Source organism: Acidobacteriota bacterium (genome assembly GCA_009861545.1).
In the GTDB taxonomy this organism is placed as follows: Bacteria; Acidobacteriota; Vicinamibacteria; order Vicinamibacterales; family UBA8438; genus WTFV01.
In genome coordinates this window covers 55,855-77,218 of sequence record VXME01000092.1, presented here as the reverse complement: position 1 = coordinate 77,218, position 21,364 = coordinate 55,855, and the positions used below count along the sequence as shown (strand labels likewise).

General features: G+C 69.6%; 16 protein-coding genes and 1 CRISPR repeat array (1 of these 17 cut by a window edge). Of the genes, 4 read left to right on the top strand and 12 right to left on the bottom strand.

Translation table 11 applies throughout. The features are described from left to right. The first annotated feature begins 832 nt into the window (after window positions 1-832). Complete coding sequence (locus tag F4X11_15310) at window positions 833-1,198, top strand: Fic family protein (protein ID MYN66376.1); 366 nt, start codon at window positions 833-835, stop codon at window positions 1,196-1,198. Between the two features lie 36 nt (window positions 1,199-1,234). Here the strand turns inward: F4X11_15310 and F4X11_15305 are convergent, their stop codons facing one another. Then, the gene (locus F4X11_15305) at window positions 1,235-2,041 is read right to left on the bottom strand and encodes a hypothetical protein (protein MYN66375.1); all 807 of its coding nucleotides are present in this window, start codon (window positions 2,039-2,041) and stop codon (window positions 1,235-1,237) included. Between the two features lie 258 nt (window positions 2,042-2,299). Between F4X11_15305 and F4X11_15300 the strand changes: the two genes are divergently transcribed. Beyond that, window positions 2,300-5,209, top strand: coding sequence for a hypothetical protein (locus tag F4X11_15300; GenBank protein ID MYN66374.1), 2,910 nt, complete (start codon window positions 2,300-2,302; stop codon window positions 5,207-5,209). A gap of 76 nt (window positions 5,210-5,285) precedes the next feature. Here the strand turns inward: F4X11_15300 and F4X11_15295 are convergent, their stop codons facing one another. The 11 genes from F4X11_15295 to F4X11_15245 form a co-directional block, all read right to left on the bottom strand. Continuing rightward, entirely contained in the window at window positions 5,286-6,833 is a 1,548-nt protein-coding gene (locus tag F4X11_15295) for an ATP-binding protein (GenBank protein MYN66373.1), read from the bottom strand. A gap of 561 nt (window positions 6,834-7,394) precedes the next feature. Next, entirely contained in the window at window positions 7,395-9,068 is a 1,674-nt protein-coding gene (gene cas5u6u / locus F4X11_15290; GenBank protein MYN66372.1) for a type I-U CRISPR-associated protein Cas5/Cas6, read from the bottom strand. A 4-nt stretch (window positions 9,069-9,072) separates the two neighbouring features. Continuing rightward, window positions 9,073-10,029 carry a type I-U CRISPR-associated protein Cas7 gene (gene cas7u, locus F4X11_15285; GenBank protein ID MYN66371.1) on the bottom strand — a complete coding sequence of 319 codons (957 nt, stop codon included), beginning with the start codon at window positions 10,027-10,029 and terminating at the stop codon, window positions 9,073-9,075. Then, on the bottom strand, window positions 10,019-12,559 hold the full coding sequence (gene csx17, locus F4X11_15280; protein ID MYN66370.1) for a type I-U CRISPR-associated protein Csx17: 2,541 nt from the start codon (window positions 12,557-12,559) through the stop codon (window positions 10,019-10,021). The genes cas7u and csx17 overlap by 11 nt, the downstream gene beginning before the upstream one ends. After that, on the bottom strand, window positions 12,549-15,194 hold the full coding sequence (locus tag F4X11_15275) for a CRISPR-associated endonuclease Cas3'' (GenBank protein MYN66369.1): 2,646 nt from the start codon (window positions 15,192-15,194) through the stop codon (window positions 12,549-12,551). Before F4X11_15275 ends, csx17 begins: the two co-directional genes overlap by 11 nt. Before the next feature lie 246 nt (window positions 15,195-15,440). Next, window positions 15,441-15,626: a type II toxin-antitoxin system VapC family toxin gene (locus F4X11_15270; GenBank protein MYN66368.1), complete on the bottom strand. Its 186-nt coding sequence runs from the start codon at window positions 15,624-15,626 to the stop codon at window positions 15,441-15,443. Next, entirely contained in the window at window positions 15,623-15,865 is a 243-nt protein-coding gene (locus tag F4X11_15265; GenBank protein ID MYN66367.1) for a prevent-host-death protein, read from the bottom strand. Before F4X11_15265 ends, F4X11_15270 begins: the two co-directional genes overlap by 4 nt. A gap of 110 nt (window positions 15,866-15,975) precedes the next feature. Beyond that, window positions 15,976-16,326, bottom strand: coding sequence for a hypothetical protein (locus F4X11_15260; GenBank protein MYN66366.1), 351 nt, complete (start codon window positions 16,324-16,326; stop codon window positions 15,976-15,978). Window positions 16,327-16,958: 632 nt separating this feature from the next. After that, window positions 16,959-17,168, bottom strand: a complete 210-nt coding sequence (locus F4X11_15255) for a hypothetical protein (GenBank protein ID MYN66365.1) — start codon at window positions 17,166-17,168, stop codon at window positions 16,959-16,961. Between the two features lie 697 nt (window positions 17,169-17,865). Then, a complete protein-coding gene (locus tag F4X11_15250) occupies window positions 17,866-18,270 on the bottom strand; it encodes a ribbon-helix-helix protein, CopG family (protein ID MYN66364.1) in 405 nt (134 codons plus the stop codon). A 1-nt stretch (window position 18,271) separates the two neighbouring features. After that, on the bottom strand, window positions 18,272-18,472 hold the full coding sequence (locus F4X11_15245) for an addiction module toxin, HicA family (GenBank protein ID MYN66363.1): 201 nt from the start codon (window positions 18,470-18,472) through the stop codon (window positions 18,272-18,274). A gap of 253 nt (window positions 18,473-18,725) precedes the next feature. Here F4X11_15245 and cas1 point away from each other — a divergent pair, with 253 nt between their 5' ends. Continuing rightward, window positions 18,726-20,360, top strand: a complete 1,635-nt coding sequence (gene cas1 / locus F4X11_15240) for a CRISPR-associated endonuclease Cas1 (protein MYN66362.1) — start codon at window positions 18,726-18,728, stop codon at window positions 20,358-20,360. Between the two features lie 4 nt (window positions 20,361-20,364). Next, window positions 20,365-20,652, top strand: coding sequence for a CRISPR-associated endonuclease Cas2 (gene cas2 / locus F4X11_15235; GenBank protein ID MYN66361.1), 288 nt, complete (start codon window positions 20,365-20,367; stop codon window positions 20,650-20,652). A gap of 210 nt (window positions 20,653-20,862) precedes the next feature. After that, a CRISPR array of direct repeats spans window positions 20,863-21,364; the repeat unit is 36 nt; unit sequence GTCTTCCGCGGGGAATACCCGCGGCCTCATTGAAGC; it runs 3,211 nt beyond the window's last position.

Genomic DNA, 21,364 nt, shown 5'->3' with positions numbered 1-21,364 from the left:
CGGCTCGCGCCTACAATTGTCGCATCTGTTTTCTGCGGCGCAGACTCCTAGCGGACGTTGCTCGGGCCGGGGGAGGAGAGTGGGGCAGTCGCTCATGACCAGACGCGGTGCAGCGGAACAGCGCTGGCGATTTGGTTCACGCAAGTTGCTGCGCGGGAGGCGGGGTCTAGTCGCCGTTCCCCAACGCCCGCGGTCGTGCCCTCCAAATGAGGCCGCGATCGGAGAGATCTCTCTCGCCTCGCAGGCGCGGTCCCTGATCGCGTTCCGCCCTAAAAAGCTAAAATCCACGCAGCGCCAAAAGCTAACGGGAGCGCATCGGGATGACCCCGCCGTCGGAGAAGCTGGCCGGTTCCCTGGACGCCCTGCGGTTCCTGCAGGAGCGCGGCATCGTCGCCGTGCGCGCCCGGGATCTCTCGCGGTCGCACCGCGAGCGGCTCGTACGGCACGGGTTCCTGCTGCCGGTCATGAAGGGCTGGTACGTTGCCGGCGCGCCGGACCGGCGCGCGGGAGACAGCACGGCATGGTACGCGTCCTTCTGGCGGTTCTGCGCCGGTTACCTGCGCGCCCGCTTCGGTGAGGCCTGGTGCTTGTCGCCGGAGCAGTCCCTCCTGCTGCACGCGGGCAATCGAACGGTACCGGCCCAGCTTTTCGTCCGGGCGCCGCGGGGGCGCAACCGCGTCACTCCCTTGCTCCACGACACGTCCCTGCTGGAAGTCCGCGCCGCGATGCCTGCTGCCGGGGACGTCGTTGAGGTGGACGGGATGCGCGCGTTCCGTCCGGCCGATCCGGCGCGATGTCGCTCCGGTGGTTCGGCGGCTGCACCTGATCCGGGATGCCATGCGAGGCCGCGTCCTCGACCGCTTTCCCCGTCCGCCCGTCCGCCGTCCGCGACGCGATGCCGGCGCTGTTCGAACTGCTGCGGGAAGAGCTCGATCCGGCGGTGCGCGCCGCGCTCGGCCACTTCCTGTTCGTCTACGTCCATCCCTACCCGGACGGCAACGGTCGCATCGGCCGGTTCCTGATGAACCTGCTGCTGACGGCCGCCGGCTATCCCTGGACCGTCATCCCGGTCGAGCGCCGGGATACGTACATGGCGGCGCTGGAAGCTGCGAGCGTCCGGCACGACATCGGCCCGTTCACTGACTTTCTGGCCGGGCTGGTGGGCGAGGGGGCGGAACTGGGCGACGACGCGGGGTAACGGCTTGGAGCCGCCGCCGGAGCGCGCACTCGGACGTTATCGCGATCGTGACGGCGACGTGCCGGACTCGGTGTTCGAACTGCTGACCGGGGCCGAGCTGGCTGCATGGGAAGGCGACGGATGAATCTTCCCCTTATCGGGGCCGTGCCGGAGCGCGAAGGTCGGTGCGAGGCGGGCGGCCAGTTCCTCCGCGCGTCGAGTGCGGGCGATGTCGTTCGGCTCCTGGAGCAGCGCCTCCAGGTCTCCCGGTCGGAGACCCGGCACGGCGCCCGACTCCTCGGTTTCGCGCCACCCGTCCTGCCCGGCGACGAAGATGCTCGCCGCGCCCTGCGGTTGGGCTTCCGACCCGCCGGTACGGCTCCAGACCCACAGCTCCGGTACGCCGAGCCGCCGGTAGGCTGCCAGGCGGGCTTCGAACCGCTCCCGACTCAGCGGCGTGGTGTCGACTTCCACGACCACATCGGGAACCGGCGCGGGGCGGACCGCCGTCTCGAGTGCCTTGAGCTTCGCCGGGGAGACGAAGAGCTGCGCGTCCGGATGACGCCGGTCGTCTTCGCCGCCTTCGACCGGTGCGGTGGCGCCGACGTGAGCCGGCACGCTGGATGTGCGACGCAACTCCGTCAGGAGCTCGGCGACGGCGAAGGCTCTCGGGTCGTGGTATCGACCGTTGGGTACGGCGTCCACCTCCAGCGTGCGTCGGGGACCGTTGTACGAGGAACCGCGGGGCAAGCTCTCGCTGTCCATCAGCCGGTCGTAACATTCCACCGGCATGGGAAAGATCAATGCCCCGTGCTCGATGCGCACGTCCGAGTGCTGATTGAAGATCGCCGTCGCGACGGCCATGCCGGCAGCCTACTCCACTTCAGGTGCGGACAGATAGCAGCCGGGGCTTCGGTATCGAGATCGACTTCATGACTTCCGGCGGACATGCGCTGGGCGGGAGCACCCGGGATGACCTTTGCCGCCGGAGAAAGCCGGTCGGACCACGGCGGCCACGGGCGCGCTAGCATCTACGGCATGGAAGGCCGCGACGCTCGCCGGACTGGTCCGTCTCGAAACCCGCTGCCGTTCGCTCCCGATCGCCTTGCACGGACGCATGACTTGCAGTTCCGCGGCCTGCGTCACGGCGTCTGGTTGCATCCGGAGGTATCGGACCACCTGCGCGTGTGGGCGCACCTCTACAACCGGCTGGGAATCGTGCTCCAGCACCTGGCGGCGCACGGGCGAACCACCGTCGTGAAGGGCTGCCGGGACGGGAACCGCGGCTGGCGCCGATCGCCGCTCGGCGGCGCCAACGGCATGCAGTACTACCTGTGGTGGACACCGCGCGGCAGCCGGGTGGCCAACGGGCTGGCCCTTCCCGCGGACGCCGTCCTCGTGCGGGCCGTCCGCCACCACGACGACCACGCCCCGCTCGAAGCCGGCGGCCTCGACGACTACCTGCCGCTGTCCGCACCCGACGACCTGAACGACGATATCGCGGGGCGACCCTGGACGGACGCACAGACCCGGTTCGTGGAAGACGAAGGGCCAGTGCGCCTCATCCTCGGCCGGCCGGGCTCCGGCAAGACGACCGTGCTCTGGAAGGCCGTCGAGGCCAGAAGCGGACAGCGCGTCCTGTACCTCACGTGGTCGAGCGCCCTGACGCGCCACGCCGAGGAACGCTTCGCGTCGTTCGCGCCCGCCGACGTCGAGGTCGTCGCCCGCGACTTCGCGACGTTCGTCGGCGAGATCTGCGGGGCCGACGTCGCCCGGCAGGGGCTGGGCGCCAGCCGTGCGAGGTTCGACGCCGCCCTCACGCGGCTCGGCCGCGACATGGCCGGACCGTGGAAGAACCGGCGGGATGCGCTGCACGCCGAGCTGCGCGCCATCCTCTTCGGGCGGGCGATACCCGGCGAGACCGGCTGCCGCCTCGAGCGCGGCGTCGCGCGTCTCGACGACGATGCGTACCGCGATCTCCGCGGGGACCACGACGGCGTCGGTCCGAAGGCGGCCAGGGCGCTGCTGAAGGTCGCCCGCTTCCTGCCGGCGGACGGCGTGCGGGCGGTCTTTCCCGAGCTCGTCGCCGCTACGGGCGCCATCGGCCGGCTGCGGGACGACGACCTCCCGGAAGGCTTCGACGACTTCGACCGCATCGTCGTCGACGAGCTCCAGGACCTGACACTGCTCGAAACCGCAGTCGTGGTGGAGCTGTGCCGCGCGATCGGACGCCGGCGCGGCCGTGCCCCCTGGCTGCTGATGGCCGGCGATGCCGGGCAGACCGTTCGGCCGACCGGGTTCGACTGGGGGCCGCTGAACGACCTGCTGGCCCGGCGGGCGGGGGCGCCGGGCAGGTTTCAGTTGGATGCGCACCTGCGCTGCCCCAGCCGCATCGCCGAGGTCGTCGAGCGCGCTTCGGAGCGGTACGTCGACCTCGAGAAGAACGTTCGCCCCACCAAGCAGCGGCGCCAGGACGGAGGCCAGCACGTCGATGCGCATCTCGTCCACGTCCCCGTCCCCGATCGGCTCGAAGCGGTCGAGCTTCTGGAGCGCCTCGATGAGGCGGACGACGTCGTGGTCGTCTCGGTGCGCAACGATCCGCCGTCGTGGGTTCCGGAGCGCCTCCGCGACAGCGTGCTCACGCCGGCCGAGGCCAAGGGACTGGAGTATCAGTCGGTGTGCCTTCTCGATCCGGGCCGCCTGCTGTCGCGCCTGCGCAGCGAGGAACAGGAGTACATGGTCGATGCCGAGCTCGACCAGCAGGCCCGCCGGACAGCGATTGATCATCTCCGGGTGACGCTGAGCCGGGCGACGGAGACCCTCGTCTGCATCGACGTCGATGCGACGGACGAGGAAAGGGCGCTCAGCGTGGCGCTGCTGGGGGACGCGGCGCCGTACAGTCCGGAAGATCTTCTCGACCACTTCGCGCAGGCCGACGCCTCTCCCGAGGAGCGTGTGCAGGCGCGCACCAGCGATGCCCGGCTGCTGATCGATTCGGCGCCGGGCCGGGCGTGGCAGCGCGCGCGCCAGGCGTTCCGGCTTCTGGGCGACCCCGATCTGCCGAACGGCGTGTCGGATCGCGCCGTGCGCCTGGATGCGCGCACGACGCTGCTCGCCACGGCCGCGCGCCTGCTCGTCGACGGTCCGCCCGACGGGGTGCGGCGCCACGAGGTGCTCCATGCAGCTCGGGAGGCGATCTTCTCCGAGGACTGGTCCCCGCCGGCGGCACCTGAACCCACCGCCCACCGCACCGGGCCGGGTGAGCGGCCGGACACGAGTGAACGGCCCGACCTTGAGCGGCACCGCGTCTTCCTGCGGGGTCACCAAGAGGAGCAGACGCTCCTGGAGCTGGCGGCCTGGTCGGACGACCGATCGGCGCCGCCGTTCGCCCTGCTGGAGCGGGCGCACACGCTCGATCGGCAGCAGCAACCCGGGGGCGACTGGCTGCGACCGGCGCTGCTGCCCGCGGCGCAGGCCCTGCGCGAGGGACTGAACGCGGGGGCGGCCGACCCGGAGTCCGCCGCGTGGTTCGCCGAGACCGAGGCCGAGGCCTGGTTGCGCCTGACCGGCTACGAGGGAGATGCGCCGGCCAAGTCCCGCCTGCTGCGCGGCAAGGCCTTCGACACCCTGCTGAAGGCGGCTGCGAGCGAGCACCGGCCCGCGCGTAGGAAGCGGCTTGAGAAGGCCGAGGCGCTATTGGCGACGATCACCCCGGACCTGCTGCGACTCGGCCGGCTGCGCGAGGCGCAGGAGCGGCCCGAGGAGGCCGCCGCAGCCTACGAGCGCGCAGGCGCCCACAAGGAAACGCTGCGCGTCTGGCGGAACGCCGGCGACTGGGAGCGCGCGGTGGAGCTGGCCCAGGGCGATATCCGCGCCGATCTGGACTGGCTGATCGAGCTGGAGGGCCTGATCGGCCGGCGGCCCGCGCAACAGAACAAACGCCTGCGGAACGGCGAGCGCGACCGCCTCGAGAAGCTGCTTGACACGGTCCAGAAGCGGCCGCCGCGCAAGCGCAGCGGGAAGGGCGAGTGACAGCCGGGGTCATGCACCGTCAACGCCCGCCCTTGGTACCGCCGCGCGGAGTGGACGCTCGGCGGTTCCTTCAGGATCACGCACGCTCCACTGCAAACGACGCCAGGTTGCGGGCCTTGCTGCTGAACTCGACCGCTATCAGGTGGATGGGTTCGCCTCGGCTGCGGTACTTGTCCGCGTAGCCCCGATCCTTCAATTGGGCCATCCCGGCGCCCTCCGGCGTCGACTCCACCACCTTGAACTCGAACAGGTAGACGTTGGCGTTGAAGCGCAGCACCAGGTCCAGACGACCGCTGCTGCCGGCGTCCTCCGCCGCGACGTCGAGTCCCAACGCGGCGAACCACGAATAGAACAGGCTGGCGTAGTAGCCCTCGAAGTGCGCGATGTCGTTGTTGACGTGCCAGTTGTAGGGAATGCCGGCGAAGAAGGCCCGGAACAGGGATTCGAGGCCGGTGAAGTCGTTGGCCGCAAGCAGTTCGTACAGCCGGATGTCGTGCGCGCCCTGCCGGGACGGGTCCGGCCCCATGGCGCGCAGCAGATGTTCGTTCAGGCTCTGCTTCACCTCGCGGTTCGGATAGCCCAGCCGGTACAGGGACTTGCCGCCGAGGTTCCGCTCCTCGGCGATCGTCAGGTAACCCGTCTGGAACAGGAGCGCCTCCGTCCCGATGTCGTCCACGTCGAACTTCGACAGCAGCTCGTCGGTGCCGACCATCTCTTCGAGGGACGGAGCACCGACGCGCCGCTTGCAAAGCGTGTCCACCAGGAACGAGGGCGTGCCGGTTTCGAACCAGTGGGCCTTGAACTCGCGGCGGTCGAAGAGCAGCAGGATGTCGAAGGGGTTGTAGACCGTTTCGCGACCGCGCCAGTTGTAGCCGTCGTACCAGGTTCGTATCTCGTCGCGGTCGAGACCCGGCAATTCCGCCGCGAACACGGTGTCGAGGTCCGCGTCCGTGTAGCCGCAGATGGTCGAGTAGCGCGGGTCGAGCGTGATGTCCTTCAGGTTGTTGAGTCCGGAGAACAGACTGACCTTGGAGAACTTGCTGACCCCGGTGAGAAACGCGAACCGGACGTGCGCGTCACCGTCCTTGATGGCCGCGTAGACGCCGCGCAGAAAATCGCGGTTGGTGCGCGCGACGTCGGGCACGTCCAGCGCGTCGAGGATCGGCTTGTCATACTCGTCCACCAGCACGACGACCGGTTGCCCGGTCTTGCGGTGCAGCGCCTCCAGGAGGTCGCCGAACCGTCCGGGGACCGTGGCGTAGTCCGCCGGGAGGCCGGCGCGGCGCTCGATGGCGGCAAGTTGCTCCGTCAGGCGCGCCTCCACCTGGCCCGGTTCCTTGAAGTTGCCGCTGCCGAAGCTCAGGCGCACCACCGGATGCCGAACCGACCAGTCCCACTGGTCGTGGATGTCGAGTCCCGCGAACAGCGGCTCGTTCCCCTCGAACAGGTCCTTCAGCGTATCCAGAAACAGGCTCTTGCCGAAGCGCCGCGGGCGGGACAGAAAATAGTGCGTCCCCTCGTTCAGCAGCGCGCGGACATGAGGCGTCTTGTCCACGTAGTAGCAGTTCCGCTCCCGGAGCGTGCGGAACGTCTGGATGCCGATGGGCAGTCTGCGTCTGGTCATGGGGCGCCGTGTCACACGGCGTCGAGAGCAGGCGGTCGTTCGCTGCTGTTGCGGTCCAGGCCCGCCCGTCGTGCACCATGGTACACAGCGCAATCGCGCCCGGGCGCGCGCCTGATGTCCGCCGCGGCGGACGCGCCGGATCGCGCAGGCCGGTTCGATGCACGTGCCGCCGCGCCCGGCCGCCGCCCGGGATGCCATGCCGGCGCGGCTCGAGCTGCTCGGAGAAGAGCCGGATGTGGCCGTGCGCGCCGTGCTCGGACATTCCTGTTCGTCTACGTGCATCCGTACCCCGACGGCACGCGGACCGTGCCTATGCCCATTTCGACGGCGTGCTGCAATCGGTGCCTTGCGCGGGCGTTGATGTTCAGGGCGACTTCTCCGCGGTGACCGACGTTCTGCCGGACCGGCATCAGCCGTGTTGGTCGGCCACAACGGGTTCCAGTCGCCGGCCGGAGGGGCCGCGACCCTGGTATTCCAGGCTGATGCGGCAGCCTGTCTCCAGCATGCCTACGCCGGTCGGGCCGATGAACGTTCGGCCCGGAAGGGTAACCAGGGTGTGGTTCACGATGCGCCGGTGCTCTCTTTGTCGTCCTGGTCTGCCGCGAACAATCCCAGCCCGAAGTGGCTGCCGTAGCCGATGGACAGAGGCCCTTCAATCGCTTCCGGCAACACGACGTCGAGCAGGGCGCCGGCCGCATCAGGCTGTACTTCCCGCCCGCGCGAACGAAAGCGGTGGAAGTGGATCGCGCGTCGTGGTGTTCCGCCGACTTCGATCGCTCCTAACTCGTCGACCCGGACGCCGGTAGCGTCGAGTCCGCGGCGTCTCAGCAACCGCCGCACCTCCCCCGCGTATCCGGTCGCCTTCAGGTGGCCCGACGCAAGGAACGGCGTCACGCTGCGCCAGCGCCTCGACGCGCCGAATATGCGCGCGCCGCCGGCGAAGTCGGCCGGCCGGCCGAAGCCCTCCAGCGCGAGGCGCCATTCCTTCACGGCGCCCGGCTCCGCGTCGATATCTTCCGATCGCTGCTTCGGGGCCAGCCAGAGCCGGGTGATGCGATCGAACCGTGCCTGGACCTCGCGATTCAAGCCGCTGGCAATGAACACGGAGACGTGGTCGATCCAGCCGTCGCCGTCCGCATCCTCGGGGAGCCAGAACGCGTGCCGATGGGAGGGATCCTTCAGCGGCTTCCCGGCGGTGTCGCGGCCGGAGACTTCCCACGGCGCCAGTGGAATCGAGCGGCCCGCGGCATCGTCCCGCCGCCAGCCGAACTGCGCGAGCGCCGCGCGGCGCATCAGCTCGCCAATCCTGACGGCGTCCTCGATGCGGGGAAGGGGCCGGCCGGCGAGCAGGAAGCGGGCGACGGTGGGCAGATCGCCCTCGGCTCGAACGGTGCGGCGGCCGGCGGCGCGGGCGACCACGCGCGGCGCGGCTTCCGGCGCGCGCTCGTAGACGATCTCGCGGGCGGCGGGTGGGCGGCTCCAGCCGCGGTCCTGGTAGTCGGCCGTGTCGAGTGCGAGTGCGTCCACGAGCCGTTCGGGCAGCGTGTGGGCCTGCCGGCCCTTGCTCGTCAGCGCCTTGTCGAGCTGCTTCTCGACGGCGCGTTGGGTGGGTGGCTTACCGGGCGCCGCGAGTATCTGACTTCTCATGTCGTCCATGATTCGCTGCCGCTCGGCCGCGTAGGCCGCGGGCGTTTGGGGAGCGAGCAACCGGACGGGATCCCCGTGGGGCGCTCCGTCGAGGGGCCGGCAGTTCGGGTCGCCGTCCCACTCTGCGAGCGCTTCGCATTCCGTCCAGCTCTCGGCCCGGCCGAGATAGCCGACGGCGCCGGCGAGATGGGAAGCGAACGCGAAGGCCTCCGCCTCCAGCGTCACCCGCGGCCACGCGGTGACGAGGGTCGAGTGCTCGGGGAGCCGCACGAACGCGTCGAAGACGAGCGTGGTCTTCGGCCGTCCATTGGCGAGAGCGCCCGTCGGCATGTAGTGGCGGGTGTGGGCGTGGACGGCGCCCGCCGGCAGGCGGTACTCGGGCAGTGTCCCCGCGAGGGTGTCGACCAGCCGCGCGAGGTTGTCCTCGGACCAGCGCGCGCGGTCGCCCTTGCGCCACCATGCGGCGATGAGCGCCCGCAGCAGGCGCCACGGTTCCGGGGGCCAGGCAACGTCGGCCTCATTGACGTTGCGGCCCCACGGCGTCGCGTGGTAGCGGCCGGCCCGGAAGCGGAAGGCGAGTGCGAACATGCGCTCACTTCTCGTAGCGGACGGTGAGCACGCGGCTCTCGCCGAAGAGACCCTGCGAGCCCACGGTCTCGATCAGCCTCGGCAGTGCCGATTCGATGTCGTCAAGATCCGGCAGTTCGAACCCGTCCGGGCGCGTGACCGCGATCCCGGCGGCGTCGAGATCGCAGGCCGTGCGCAGCCGCAGTCCTTCCGCGAGGAACTTCCGGATCTTGAAGAGCGCGAGGAGGATAAGCAGCCGCTCGACGTCCCCGCCCAGCCCGAAGGCGCGGATCTGGCGCAGGTCGAGGTTGAAGTAGGCGGTGATCTCCTCGGCGACCCACTCGTCGCGGGCGAAGGGCACGTTGCCGAACCCCTTGGCGGTATCGCCCGAGGGATTCACCGAGTCGTTCTTGACGCCGCCGCTCGCGGCCACCTTCGCGTTCTCCGCCTCTACGAAGGCGGACAGGGACCTGGGCAGGCGCAACCGGCCGCCGGCCAGCTCCTTCTTCGCGAGGAAGATGCCGTGCAGCAGGGCGTTGGTGTCGAACTCCAGCAGTACCTTTGCCAGCTCGCGCAGATCGACCCGGCCCACCTCCATGGCCGCCAGGCGCTTCTTGAGGAGGTCGACGACGGTCTTGTCCTTGCCCTCGAGGATGTACGGCGAGTTGAGCCGATGCGCTTCGATCAGGGAATTGGTGAGCGGCTTGCCGTTCCCGTCCGCGACCTTCACGACGGGCAGGCCCCGCAGCGGAGCCACCCAGTCGTCGGCGATGTCGTCCCAGCAGACCGTCTCGAGGCGGTTCGCCATCGACTGCGCGCTCTCGACGAGCACGGTGCGACCCCGTCCGTCCGGCGAGTCGTAGACGGCGTGCCCGAGGTTCGGGAAGCCCGTCGGTTGGAATCTGGTGCCCTGCACCGGCTTGAGCCTCGCCTTGAGGAGCAGGCGGGGAGCGTTGTCGAGTACGGTGAGGTCAAGCGCCATGCGTCGTATCCTCCGTCGTCACGTGGTCGTTGTCAGTCGGAGCGCCCGGATAGGCGCGCTCGATCAATGCGCACAAGTCCCGAGCGTCGATGGGCATCAGGAGCGCCGCGGCGAGCCGATCGGCCGGCACGCCGGCTCCCATGCGGCCGGCTTCGGAGGCCGATCCGTGCGAGCCGAGCTGCGCGGCGGCGAACGGCGCCGGCAGGCCGGATGCGCGGGCGCGCGACAGGGCCAGCCGCACGGCGCCGTCGGTAGCCCGTCCGTCCCGGCTATCCCCTCCGGCGCGCAGGCGTGCGTTCAGCCCCGGCGGCACTGGCAGTCGTGCGGACGCGGGCAGCACCCGGACCGCGCGGAGTGCGGCGTCCGGCGTGAGCAAGGGCTTGAGCGCGGCGTAGGCGAACGGAACGGGCGCAGGGCCGGTCCGGCCGGACGCCGATCTGAGTCGCGCCGGTCGCGCCCACACCAGGCCGGCTAGCAACGCGGCGCAACGCGCGTCGTCGAACTCGGCGGAGAGGAACGCCGCCACGTCGGATAGGCGCGCGCCGGTCGCGCCGGCCAACGGCTTGTCCTCCAGTCCGCGGGTCGACGCCTCGACCAGTCGCCGTTCGAGCACGGCGATCAGGTTCGGAACGAGCGGGCCGGCGCCCCAGACCACCGTGGGCGGGGTGTCTCCGGCGGACCATGCCCGGCGTGTGCCGACGTTTCCGCGATAGAAGAAGCTCCGCTCGTCGAGCGGCGCGAAATGGGCGGCCATCGGCGGCGCGGCGTCCGGTCGCGCCCGCCCCGGGGCGCTGTCCGGGTCTTCGTCGGCCGCCGTCTGAGGTGCCGTCGTCGATTCGCCGCCCGCGCCTTCGCCGGCGCGATGCGCAGCCTGCGGTTCCTGCGCGTCTGCCTGCTGCGCGGGACGGGGTAGGGCCGGCAGCCCGAGTGTGGCGAGCGCCGCCGCCGCGCGGAACTCCGGACTCCCGTCGTCGGCTTCGTGCAACCAGTCGGGGGAGATCAGCGGCGGCGGGCGCAGGTCCTTGCGGGCAGTCGGATTCGACGCGAGCCAACCGACAAAACTGCCCAGAGCCATGAGAGCGTTTCGGGCCCCGTCCGATTCGCGATTCGCGACCGTCATATCGAACAGGGCGTCTTCCAGACGGCGCATCGCCTGACCCGCGCGTGCGGGCGCCGTCCTCTTGTTACCGACCAATCGTCGGGCACGGCTTAGCCAGTCGCCGGCATCGAGGTCGGAGACGAGGTCCCTGCGCGGTCGATCCGGCGTGTCGAATCGGCCGAGGGGTGTCGCCTGGTACGGCATCTTGCTGTCAGGCTGGATGATGGAGTAGCGCTCGAAACCACCGATTCCTCGCGCGGCGCCGATGCGGGCAACCGAACGCGCCGCGTCCAGCCCACTTCTAGCCGTGCGTTCCCCGACGGTGAGGCGTCCCTCCGCGAAGATGGCTGCCGCTTCGGAGAATGTGGCCGGTTTGGACCAGATGGGAGTCCAGACCTCGCCGCGAGGCCGGTTCGGGTCCTCCGACGACAGGCCGCCTGCTCCTGCGCCGGTGGGCTCGAAGGTGAAGGGGAAGGCGGCGCGGCTGCCGCCTGTCGCACCCCACTGACGAGTCAGGGCACCGGCGAATGCCATCGTACCCTCCATCGCCAGGATGACATCCCATGCGTTCAGAGGGTTGTATCCCTCGTATCCCGTCGTCCCGTTGGGCCCGCCCTGCCCGGGGCTGAACTGGCCCATCGAACCATGTTCCGCGGCGCGCCGGACGACGTCGAGCAACGCCGATTCGAGTTCGGTGCGCGCGCGGGCGGTCGGGCTGCCATCGCGGAAATCCACCAGTTCCTGGAGTTTCTCGGCGAAGTTGACACCGAAATCGCGGCTGCCGTCATTGCCGCCCGACCCAAGCAGGGGAGCGGCCGCTTCCTCCATCGTGAGCACGTAGCACGCGTCGATGTAGCCGACATGGTGCGCGGCCGTCTCGGATCTCAAGCTCGGCAGCAGCAGGCTCTTCACCGTCTTGGCTTCCTTTTCGACCCTGCTCTTCTCGGCAGCGTTGAGTTTCTTTTCTTCACCCTTGAGCGACTTCGACGCATCCTGCAGCCCCTTCGCTCGCGCCCGGAGCCGGTTGTATTCCGCGAGATGAGCGTTGTCGCGCAGTGAGCCGACGGTGCTCCGCATCAACTCCAGTCGTCGGCACTCGCTGTTTTCGACGGCGCGCATGAGAACGGCGCCGCCGCGGCTCGACGTCTCTCCCGCATCGCCCTCGAGAAAGCCGGCCCGGCCATTCCACGGCGCGATGATCGGGCTCGGCGCGTAGTCGTGGAGGAAGAAGCGCAGCAGGGCGTCGCGGCCGAGCGCAGTCCGCAGGTGAAAGCACTCGTTCTCCCACCAGCCGCGCGCGTGCGGATCGGCCGCCGCGCCGGAGACGTGGTTGGCGGGCGAGGCGACGAGGCGCAGCACGCCGAGCGCCTTCAGGTAGGACGCCAGCGGCGTCGGGGCGCATCCGCGCAGCGCGAGCGGCTCACCCGTCATCCCGGCCTCCGTTGCGCTCCATCGCGGATGCCCGCCAGTCGGCTACCCGCAGCAGCGTCTCCAGCCAGGCCAGCCGGAACGGTCCGAGGCGGGCGAGCAGCTCGCGCGTGCGTTCCGTCCAGCTCTCGCGGGAGACGTCGTCCCAGCCCAGTTCCATGATCGACAGCAGCAGGTCGCCGCCCTCCCAGCGCTCGCCGCCCTCCAGCACGAAGGAGGGCAGCGGGTCTCCCTCCCAGACGCCGCGAGCGAAGCGCGCCCCGGCCCGGCCGTCCTTCGGCGCCGCCTCGCGGGGCAGGGCACGCAGGTTGAGCCGCACTTTCCCGTGGTGGGCGGCGATCAGGTAGGCGACCAGGTCGGCGTCGCGCGACCAGCCCTCGTGCTTCAGGAACGCCAGTGTCGAGGCGAGCTCGTGGCGGAAGTAGGGCCTGCCGTGGCGAGGTCTCCCGGCGGTCTTGGCGAGCAGTACGCCAGGCTCCACGGCCCGCCCGTCGAGGCCCCGGCGCATCGTGTCCTGGAAGACCTCGTGCGCCTTGCCCAGATCGTGCCAGCGCGCCGCACGCACGACGGCGTCCCGCGCGGCCGGATCCACGTCGAGGGCTGCGCACAACGAGTCGGCCTCGGCCGCGACGTGGCGGAGGTGGTCCGCCAGCGGCACGATCGCGTCGATCCCGCTGAGCGGATCTTCGTCGTGTCCCTCGGCCTCCTGCTGCACCGGAGCAGCGGCACTGTTTTCCTGCTTGCGAGGATGGCGTTCGAACTGCTCGACCTTGGCCTCTGGCTGCGCTGGAGCGGCGGAGCTGTGCGGCACCGCGCCGGCGCCGAGCGTTGCCAGGCCCGAGATCGGCTCGGGCACGTCCTTCGGATCGCCTGTGAATCCTGCTGTCTCGCGGTAGCCGCCGGCCGCCGGATACGCCAAGAGCACGAGGCCCGGCCAGGGTCTGCCCTCCAGGCGCATCCATCCGGGTGGGGCCGTCCCGGTCCGACCGTCCCGGCGCCGCCACTGCGGGTCGCGCTGGAACAGCAGGCTTCGCCCCTTGTGGGGGAGCTTGTCCATCCACTTCCCGGCCGTGCCGATCGACACCGCGCACAGCTCGTCCCTTCCGGGACGCGGCGGATCGTCGTTCGCCTCCGAGGGATCCCTCCAGAAGACGCGGATGTCGGTGTCGTCGGCGTCGCGGACGTACGGCGACACGTCGACGTCGAAGCCGGTCAGGTCCGGATCGGTGTCGAACAGGTCATCGAGGTCCTTGCGGCGGATCACGCGGCGCGGTGGGTCGATGTCGCCGGGCGGGGGAAGGTGCACCGGCGCGACATCGGTCAACCCGGTCAATCTATCCCGCGCGGCCTGCAGCTCCGCGGTCTCGTAGGGCCTCGCCAGCTCCTCGGTGTCCTTGTCCGAAGCCGTGGCGTCCGCCGCCGGTTGGAGCAAGTCGATCCAGCGCACGTCCGCGCCGTCGGGGAACTCCGCGTAGCGGTTGGCGCGGCCGAAGCGCTGCACCAGCGAGGACCAGGGGGCCAGCTCGGTGAACAGGACGGCGGCCGAGATGTCCACGCCCGCCTCGATCGCCTGCGTGGCCACGACGATGCGGCCGTGCGGATTCGCTCCGTCCGCGTCGAGGGCCGTCGCCATCTCCCGCGCGCGGTCGGCGGCGCGGAAGCGGGAGTGGACCAGCGCCAGCGCCGGCGCCGCGGCCGGCCGGCCGGGCAGCCTCTTCTCGATCGCGTCGCGTAGCGTCTGCGCGCGGTCGACGCGATTGACGATGGCCAGAGTCATCCGGCCGTCGCGGTGGGCGCTCACGATCTCATCCGCTAGCCGCCCGACGTAGTCGGCGATGTCGGCCTTCTTCGCAGACGCCGGCACCGCTGGCGACCGGGTCAGTCTCTTCGGCGCGCGCGTCAGCTTCGCGAGCCGGCCGCCCGGGGCCGCGTCCGCATCCACCCGGACTACGGCCGCGGCGGCCGGTGCAGGGTGATCGACGGTGGCGAGCCAGTCCGGGTCGAGCGTGGCCGAGATCCAGAGGCTGCGGGACCAGGCGCCCGCTGCGCGGCCGTCGGGTCGGGCGCGCTCGGCTTCCGACTGCCGGAAGGCGTCGAGCTGGGCGGACGTCGCGCGGCCCGCGCCCATGAGCTGCACCTCGTCGAACACCCACTGCGCGTCCTCGTGCAGAAGGGCGAACTCCATCGGCCAGAGCGCCCGGGACGACGCATAGCCACGCATCAGGGCGCGGCTCAACAGCATGTCCTGGGTGCCCACGAGAACCGCCGGGCGTTCCGGTCTCTCCAGCCAGCCGTTCGCGTCCACACCACCCATGAGCACGTGCACGTCTTCCGGTCGCGGCAGCCGACCCTCGCTGTCCACTTCGTCGGTGGCCAGCTTGCGAAGCCATTCCTCGACCGCCCGCGCGGTCTGCTCGACCAGCGTGCGCATCGGCAGGCACCAGACGAGCCGGCGGGGCGTAGCGTCGGGGCTGTGCAGAAGACGGGCCGTCCACCCCAGCGTCACCGCGGCGGTCTTGCCCGATCCGGTCGGCGCAATCAGGACCCGCGGCCACGCGTCGGTCGCCAGCGCGGCCTGCCACGCGTCGGGCTTCCGATCGGCGCCGAGCGCCAGTCGATAGAGGGTCGCGGCGTTCACGTGAAGATTCTCGACGGGACTACCCGAAGGCGGTCAGATCATACCGGACGCGATTCGGTTTCCCACGTTCGGCCCGCGGGTGGACGCGCGATCCTGCTGCCTGGACCATGTCCGACTCGTGCCCCACGAGGCAGCGAGCGTACCCGCGCCGACTGTCAGATCCTGTCAGTCGGCGTGAGTGCGTTGACAGCCCGGCGAGAACCTACGAAGCGGCGAACAGTCCCGTGCTGCCCGGACCTGTGGGTCTCACCGACTCGCGTCGATGGCCCGGACGTGGCCTCCCGCCGCGTAGTCGCGGATGGCGCCGTCGGCCGTGAGGATCGGCGCGCGGCAGTGGCGTGCAGTAGCGACGCCGGCGGCGCGGGCCGTGCGTCCAAGGCGGGCGTCGCCGTCGACCGCCCAGATCAGGACGTGCGTATCGAGGACGATCACCGCGTCGCGGTCCAGTCCGACGGATCGTTTGCCGGCGAGCAGGGGCTGTCGTAGCCCAGGACCGAGCCTTGCATCGCGCCGATGATTGATGGACGCGTGACGGGCGCCGGGACAGGTGACGACACGGCGACCGGCCGACCGCGGTTGGTAATCGTCACCTGTTTCTCGTCCCTTTCCATTTGCGGGATGACGCGGAGACACGTCGCCTTGACCTCGGCCGCCCCGAGAGTCTTCGCCACTTGCTACCCCACCATTGGATCGAGACGCACACATGAAGTGTACAGAATCCCCGGATGGAGTCTTAGCCACGGGCACAGGGCGGGTGCACGACATCATTGTGAGATGAGGGTCAGGCGGCATTTGCGGCACGTCGCTCCCAGAAGTCCTCGAAGCGGCCACTGAGGATGCAGCAGCGCAGGGCGATGATGGCGTTGGCCCCGGCGACGGTCCAGCGCGTGCCGGCGCGCTTGAGCCGGTCGCCGAGCTGCTTGCAGCCGGCCTCGACGACGCCCGACGAGACGCACAGGCCCTTGGCGCGGAACTGCGGATAGCGCATGCGGTGGCGGTTCCCGAACACATAGTGAATGCACTTTCGCGCCTCGGGCGTGGTCTCGACATGGATGCGCAGCGCGGCGACGACGGCGCGCAGCCGGCCGGCGTCTAGTTCGGCACGCCGGTCCCTGGCCCACTGGTCGGCCAAGTCTGCTGGGCGACGAGCCGCAGGATGCCAAGCGCCTTGAGGTAGTGCGCCAGAGGCGTGGGTGCACAGCCGTCGAGTCGATGGACGTGGATCATTAGGGAGTTCCCTGTGCGAACCGGTGTCGCCAGATTGCGGACAGCGGCCGCGGATCGTGCCGGTCATACGCCTGCAAGGCTGCGAAGTAGCGCTTCGTCTCCTCCGGTGATGAAGCGGCGGAGTCTATCACCGGCAGTTCCAGACGGGTACAGCAGCTCGATCAGGAACAGGCGGGAAACACGGCCGTTGAAGTCCTCGAAGGATGGCCGTGCAGCAGGCGACCTTCGGCAAACGTCAGGTCATCGATGAGCCGTTCGCCGGACTGGTCGTCCAGCCCGGCCAGTCGCGCATCGAGATCGGCGGCGTAGCTGCGCATGAGCATGGGACTTGCCAATACGGCGGCGCTTGATGGTCGCCAACCCGAACGTCTCGAAGACGCCAGCGTCCCACCATTTCGGGTGTCAAGTCCACGCAGACGCGGCGGTGGAGCTCAAGCACAAGGTTGTGAAGCGGTAGATCCGCGAACCGCCGGTCGGAAATGGCCAGTTCAGCGTCGGCCACGCGCTCCGCGAGCAGCGGCGCGAGCTCCTGATAGCTCAGGATGCCGACCGAGGTTTCGATGTAGCGGGTGGCTGAATGCGGCGGGCGAGTCGTTCCCGAATCCACGCCTCGCTCACCGGCTCGCCCTCCATCGCCATCGAGTTGGCGACGTGGCGGGGAATCGCCTCCAGGTGGCGGCGTCGGCGTTCCTCCCGCGACAGGCTGCGCCAGCGGTCGACGGCTTCCATCCATCGGGTGTCCGGCATCGTCGTTCTCCGGTCCTTGTAACAGCTTATCCGCAATCGTCAGGCTCGAGGCGCGTTGGTCGGCGGCGCGCAGCAGGGCTTCCAACCAGGCCAGCGTGAACGGGCCGAGGCGCTCGACCAGATCCAGCACACGCTCTGTCCAGCTCCTGCCGGTTCGAGGACTCAACCCCGCTTCCGAGGGCGAGAGGTCGAGCGCCGTGGCCGGTAGTGTGATGCGGTTCGTGTCAGGGGCACACGCCTGTCCACTGAGGAAGCCTTCGCGCCAGGCGCGTCGTTCGGCGGGCCGGAACCGGCTGTGTATCAGACGAACGTCTGTACCCGCGCTCCGCAGGGTCTTGTCTCGCTGTAGTACCGTCCAGACCTCGACGGCTCGCTTCACCGTGTTCAACACGACCAGTGTCGGCCCCGACTTTCCGGAACCACCGTCCCGGTGGCGTCGAGATATGTCCCGAGCGAGCGTATTCGGATTTGCGAACGGAATGACTGCCAGGGGCTTGGCTACGTCGTCCCATAGATGGCCCACGCGATCCCCGGTTCCGATACGGTGCGGGTACCGTGCCAACTCGCCGGGCAAGCCGCCCGTGTCGGGCTCTTCTCCAGCCAGCCATCGGCGTCCACGCCGCCCATGAGCTGGTGCATGTTCCTCCGGCCGGGGGAGGCGGCGCGCGCGGTCCGTTTTCCGAGCCGGACGTATCGCTCACCGTCCCTCGATCTCGTTGCGCGCGGCGCTGGAGAGGAAAGCCGAGCGGGTCATGCCGCGCTGCTTCGCCTCCTCGTCGATGGCGCGTAGAAGACCGAAATCCAGGGAGACGTTGATGCGGCGCGGCGACCCCTTGTCGAGAATGAGCGGGACGAAGGCGATGGTGGCGCCGTCCCGCCACCCGGCCAGGCCCTCGTCCGTCTTGATGTCGTGGAGGGAGCGCGGCCGGGGGATGGGTTCCCCGTCAGCCATCATGCCTTCGACGTGGAACGAGAGCGCCTCTGCACCGCGGCGCAGCGCGTCGTCCACGGTCTCGCCGTCCGACACGCAGCCCGGAAAATCCGGAAAGCTGATGCCGTAACCGGGTTCCTCGTCATCGTGAAGAAATGCCACGTACCGCATCTCAGTCTCTCCGCGGTTTCCAGCCCGCCTGTCGGTAGATCGAAGCGACGGTGCCGCGCTTGACGTCCCGATTCGGATGCGGGACCGTGATACGACCTGCATGATCGGGGTGCTTGAACTGCCAGTGGCTGCCCCGGACGGCCACGCGAACCCAGCCGTCGCGTTCCAATAGTTGAATCAGCTTGCGGCTGTCGCGCTCCACTCGAATCAGTATGTAGCATGATACACAATCCGCGATGTTCCGCTGGCATCCTTGAGCAGACTCCTCGCGTTCTCGACGAAGACCTGCGCGCCGATCTACGCCCCTCCGCCGACGTACCTACCGCCGCGCGGCGGATCGTCCGAAACGATCCCCTGCCGCCATACGGGAGGAGGTCGCCGTGTCAGCTCCGGAACTTCGCGAGCCGCCGGTCCAGCCCGTCTCCGCCGATGCGCCGCCACTCGTGCCGGCGCGCATGGTCAACGAGTTCGTCTACTGTCCGCGCCTGGCCTACCTGGAGTGGGTGCAGGGCGAGTGGGTCGAGTCCTCCGATACCGTCGAAGGACGCCACGCGCACCGGCGCGTCAACCGCGACGGCGGCAAGCTGCCGCCGCCGGCCGACGTCGACAAGGTCGAGAAGCTGCACGCGCGGTCGATCACGCTGTCCTCCGAGCGCCTGGGCCTGATTGCCCGCATGGACCTGATCGAGTCGGACGGCGGCAGCGTGACGCCGGTCGACTACAAGCGCGGCAAGCGCCCGCACGTCGAGCGCGGCGCCTACGACCCCGAGCGGGTGCAACTCTGCGTGCAGGGACTCCTGCTGCGCGAGCACGGCTACGCGTGCGACGAGGGCGTGCTCTATTTCGTCGGGAGCCGCGAACGCGTGCGGGTGCCGTTCGACGAAGAGCTCGTCTCCGCCACGCAGCAGGCGGTCGAGGGGTTGCGGCGCGTCGCCACCGAGGGCGTCATCCCGCCGCCGCTGGAGGACAGCCCCAAGTGCCCGCGCTGCTCGCTGGTCGAGGTCTGCCTGCCCGACGAGGTCCACCATCTCAAGGGGGCCGACGTCGCGCCGCGCCCGATCGCCGTGCCCTGTACCGATGCGCTGCCGCTCTACGTCCAGGCCCGCCGGGCGAAGGTGTCCAAGTCGGGCGAGACCCTGGTCGTGACGGTGGACGACGACGAGCTGGCGACCGCCCGGCTGGCGGAGACCTCGCAGGTCGTCGTCATGGGCAACGTCTACCTGACCACGCCCACCCTGCACGAGCTGATGTGGCGCGGGATTCCCGTCACCTGGCACAGCTACGGCGGCTGGTTCTTCGGCCACACCATGGGCAACGGGCACAAGAACGTCGAGCTGCGGACGGCCCAGTACCGGGCGAGCTTCGACGAGACGACCTGCCTGCGATTCGCCCGGGGGCTCGTGACCGCGAAGATCCAGAACTGCCGCACGTTGCTCCGCCGCAACTGGAAGCAGGCCGAGAGCAGCAACCCGGTCCTGGTCGACCTGAGGGGCGACGGCCTTCGCGCGGCCCGAACCGAATCGCTGCCCGAGCTGCTCGGCGTGGAGGGGACCGCCGCGGCCCGCTACTTCCGGTCCTTCGGCGCCATGTTGAACGAGTCGGCGTCGGACGCGGAGTTCGCCTTCGACTTCGAGACGCGCAACCGCCGTCCCCCGCGGGATCCGGTCAACGCCCTGCTCTCGTTCGCCTACTCGCTGCTCGTCCGATCCTGGACCGTGACGCTGGCCGCCGTCGGTTTCGACGCCTACCGGGGCCTCTACCATCAACCCCGCTACGGCCGTCCGGCGCTGGCCCTCGACCTGATGGAGCCGTTCCGCCCCCTGGTAGCCGATTCGGTGGTGGTGCAGGCGATCAACAACGGCGAGGTCCGACCGAACGACCTCAAGACGGTCGCCGGCAGCGTCAACCTGACCGCCGACGGTCGCCGCCGCTTCATTTCGACCTACGAGCGCCGCCTCGGCCACGAGGTCGTCCACCCGCTCTTCGGCTACCGCGTCAGCTACCGGCGCCTGATGGAGATGCAGGCCCGCCTGTTCGGGCGCTTTCTTCTGGGCGAGCTTGCCGAGTACCCCAACTTCACGACGCGGTGATCCCGTGGAGCATCTCTACATCGTCGTCTACGACATCAGCGACCCCAAGCGGTGGCGGCGGGTGTTCAAGCTCATGAAGGGATATGGCGAGTGGGTCCAGCTCTCCGTCTTTCAGTGCCGCCTGAGCCGCCGCCGGCAAGCCGATCTGGTTGCGCGGCTCGACGGGATGATCGATCATGCAGAGGACCACGTCGTGCTGGTCGACATCGGCGCCGCCGATGGGGTGGAGCCGCGCTTCGTGAGTCTGGGGAAGAAGTTCCGTGCGGTGCGCCGCGAGCCGGTGATCGTCTGACGCCTCCCGCCGTCCCGGAGCGAGCGCTCCGGTGGCGTCGGGATTCCGGGGGAGTGCTCGAAAAGCCGGTAGATCCTTGAAAACTGAACAGTTACAATGCACCCAGTGATCAGCCACGTCGTCGTCGACAGCGCTCGTACGCCACGGCCGCCGGACCTCTCGCGATGGGGGGGTGAACATCGTTTCATCAGAAGGGGTTGCGAGCGGTCCGTCTTCCGCGGGGAATACCCGCGGCCTCATTGAAGCGGTGTAGTCCGGTTGTTTGACGCATGGCGCTTCAGGGTCTTCCGCGGGGAATACCCGCGGCCTCATTGAAGCGGTCCCCACTTCGCGATCTCCTGGTAGTCGATCTGGGTCTTCCGCGGGGAGTACCCGCGGCCTCATTGAAGCCTGCCTGGTGCGCTCGCGGGTGCGCCAGGCCCCGAGGAGTCTTCCGCGGGGAATACCCGCGGCCTCATTGAAGCGCTGGTACTCGCGCGGCTCGATGCTCGCCATGTGGGTCTTCCGCGGGGAATACCCGCGGCCTCATTGAAGCATCTCGACCGGGAACCTGGAGACGGCGCGGCGCTCGTCTTCCGCGGGGAATACCCGCGGCCTCATTGAAGCGTCGAGATGGCGCGGATCTTCTCCCGCTCCTCGACGTCTTCCGCGGGGAATACCCGCGGCCTCATTGAAGCGAAGAGCCTGCTGACGTCCAGCATCTGGCCGGCCT

Excerpts from the sequence above, each read along its gene's own strand:
- F4X11_15310 (MYN66376.1), top strand. The coding sequence starts at position 833 with ATGCCATGCGAGGCCGCGTCCTCGACCGCTTTCCCCGTCCGCCCGTCC.
- csx17 (MYN66370.1), bottom strand. The coding sequence starts at position 12,559 with ATGACGGGTGAGCCGCTCGCGCTGCGCGGATGCGCCCCGACGCCGCTG.
- F4X11_15295 (MYN66373.1), bottom strand. The coding sequence starts at position 6,833 with ATGACCAGACGCAGACTGCCCATCGGCATCCAGACGTTCCGCACGCTC.
- F4X11_15255 (MYN66365.1), bottom strand. The coding sequence starts at position 17,168 with ATGCCGGACACCCGATGGATGGAAGCCGTCGACCGCTGGCGCAGCCTG.
- cas7u (MYN66371.1), bottom strand. The coding sequence starts at position 10,029 with ATGGCGCTTGACCTCACCGTACTCGACAACGCTCCCCGCCTGCTCCTC.
- cas5u6u (MYN66372.1), bottom strand. The coding sequence starts at position 9,068 with ATGTTCGCACTCGCCTTCCGCTTCCGGGCCGGCCGCTACCACGCGACG.
- F4X11_15305 (MYN66375.1), bottom strand. The coding sequence starts at position 2,041 with ATGGCCGTCGCGACGGCGATCTTCAATCAGCACTCGGACGTGCGCATC.
- F4X11_15250 (MYN66364.1), bottom strand. The coding sequence starts at position 18,270 with ATGCGGTACGTGGCATTTCTTCACGATGACGAGGAACCCGGTTACGGC.
- cas1 (MYN66362.1), top strand. The coding sequence starts at position 18,726 with ATGGTCAACGAGTTCGTCTACTGTCCGCGCCTGGCCTACCTGGAGTGG.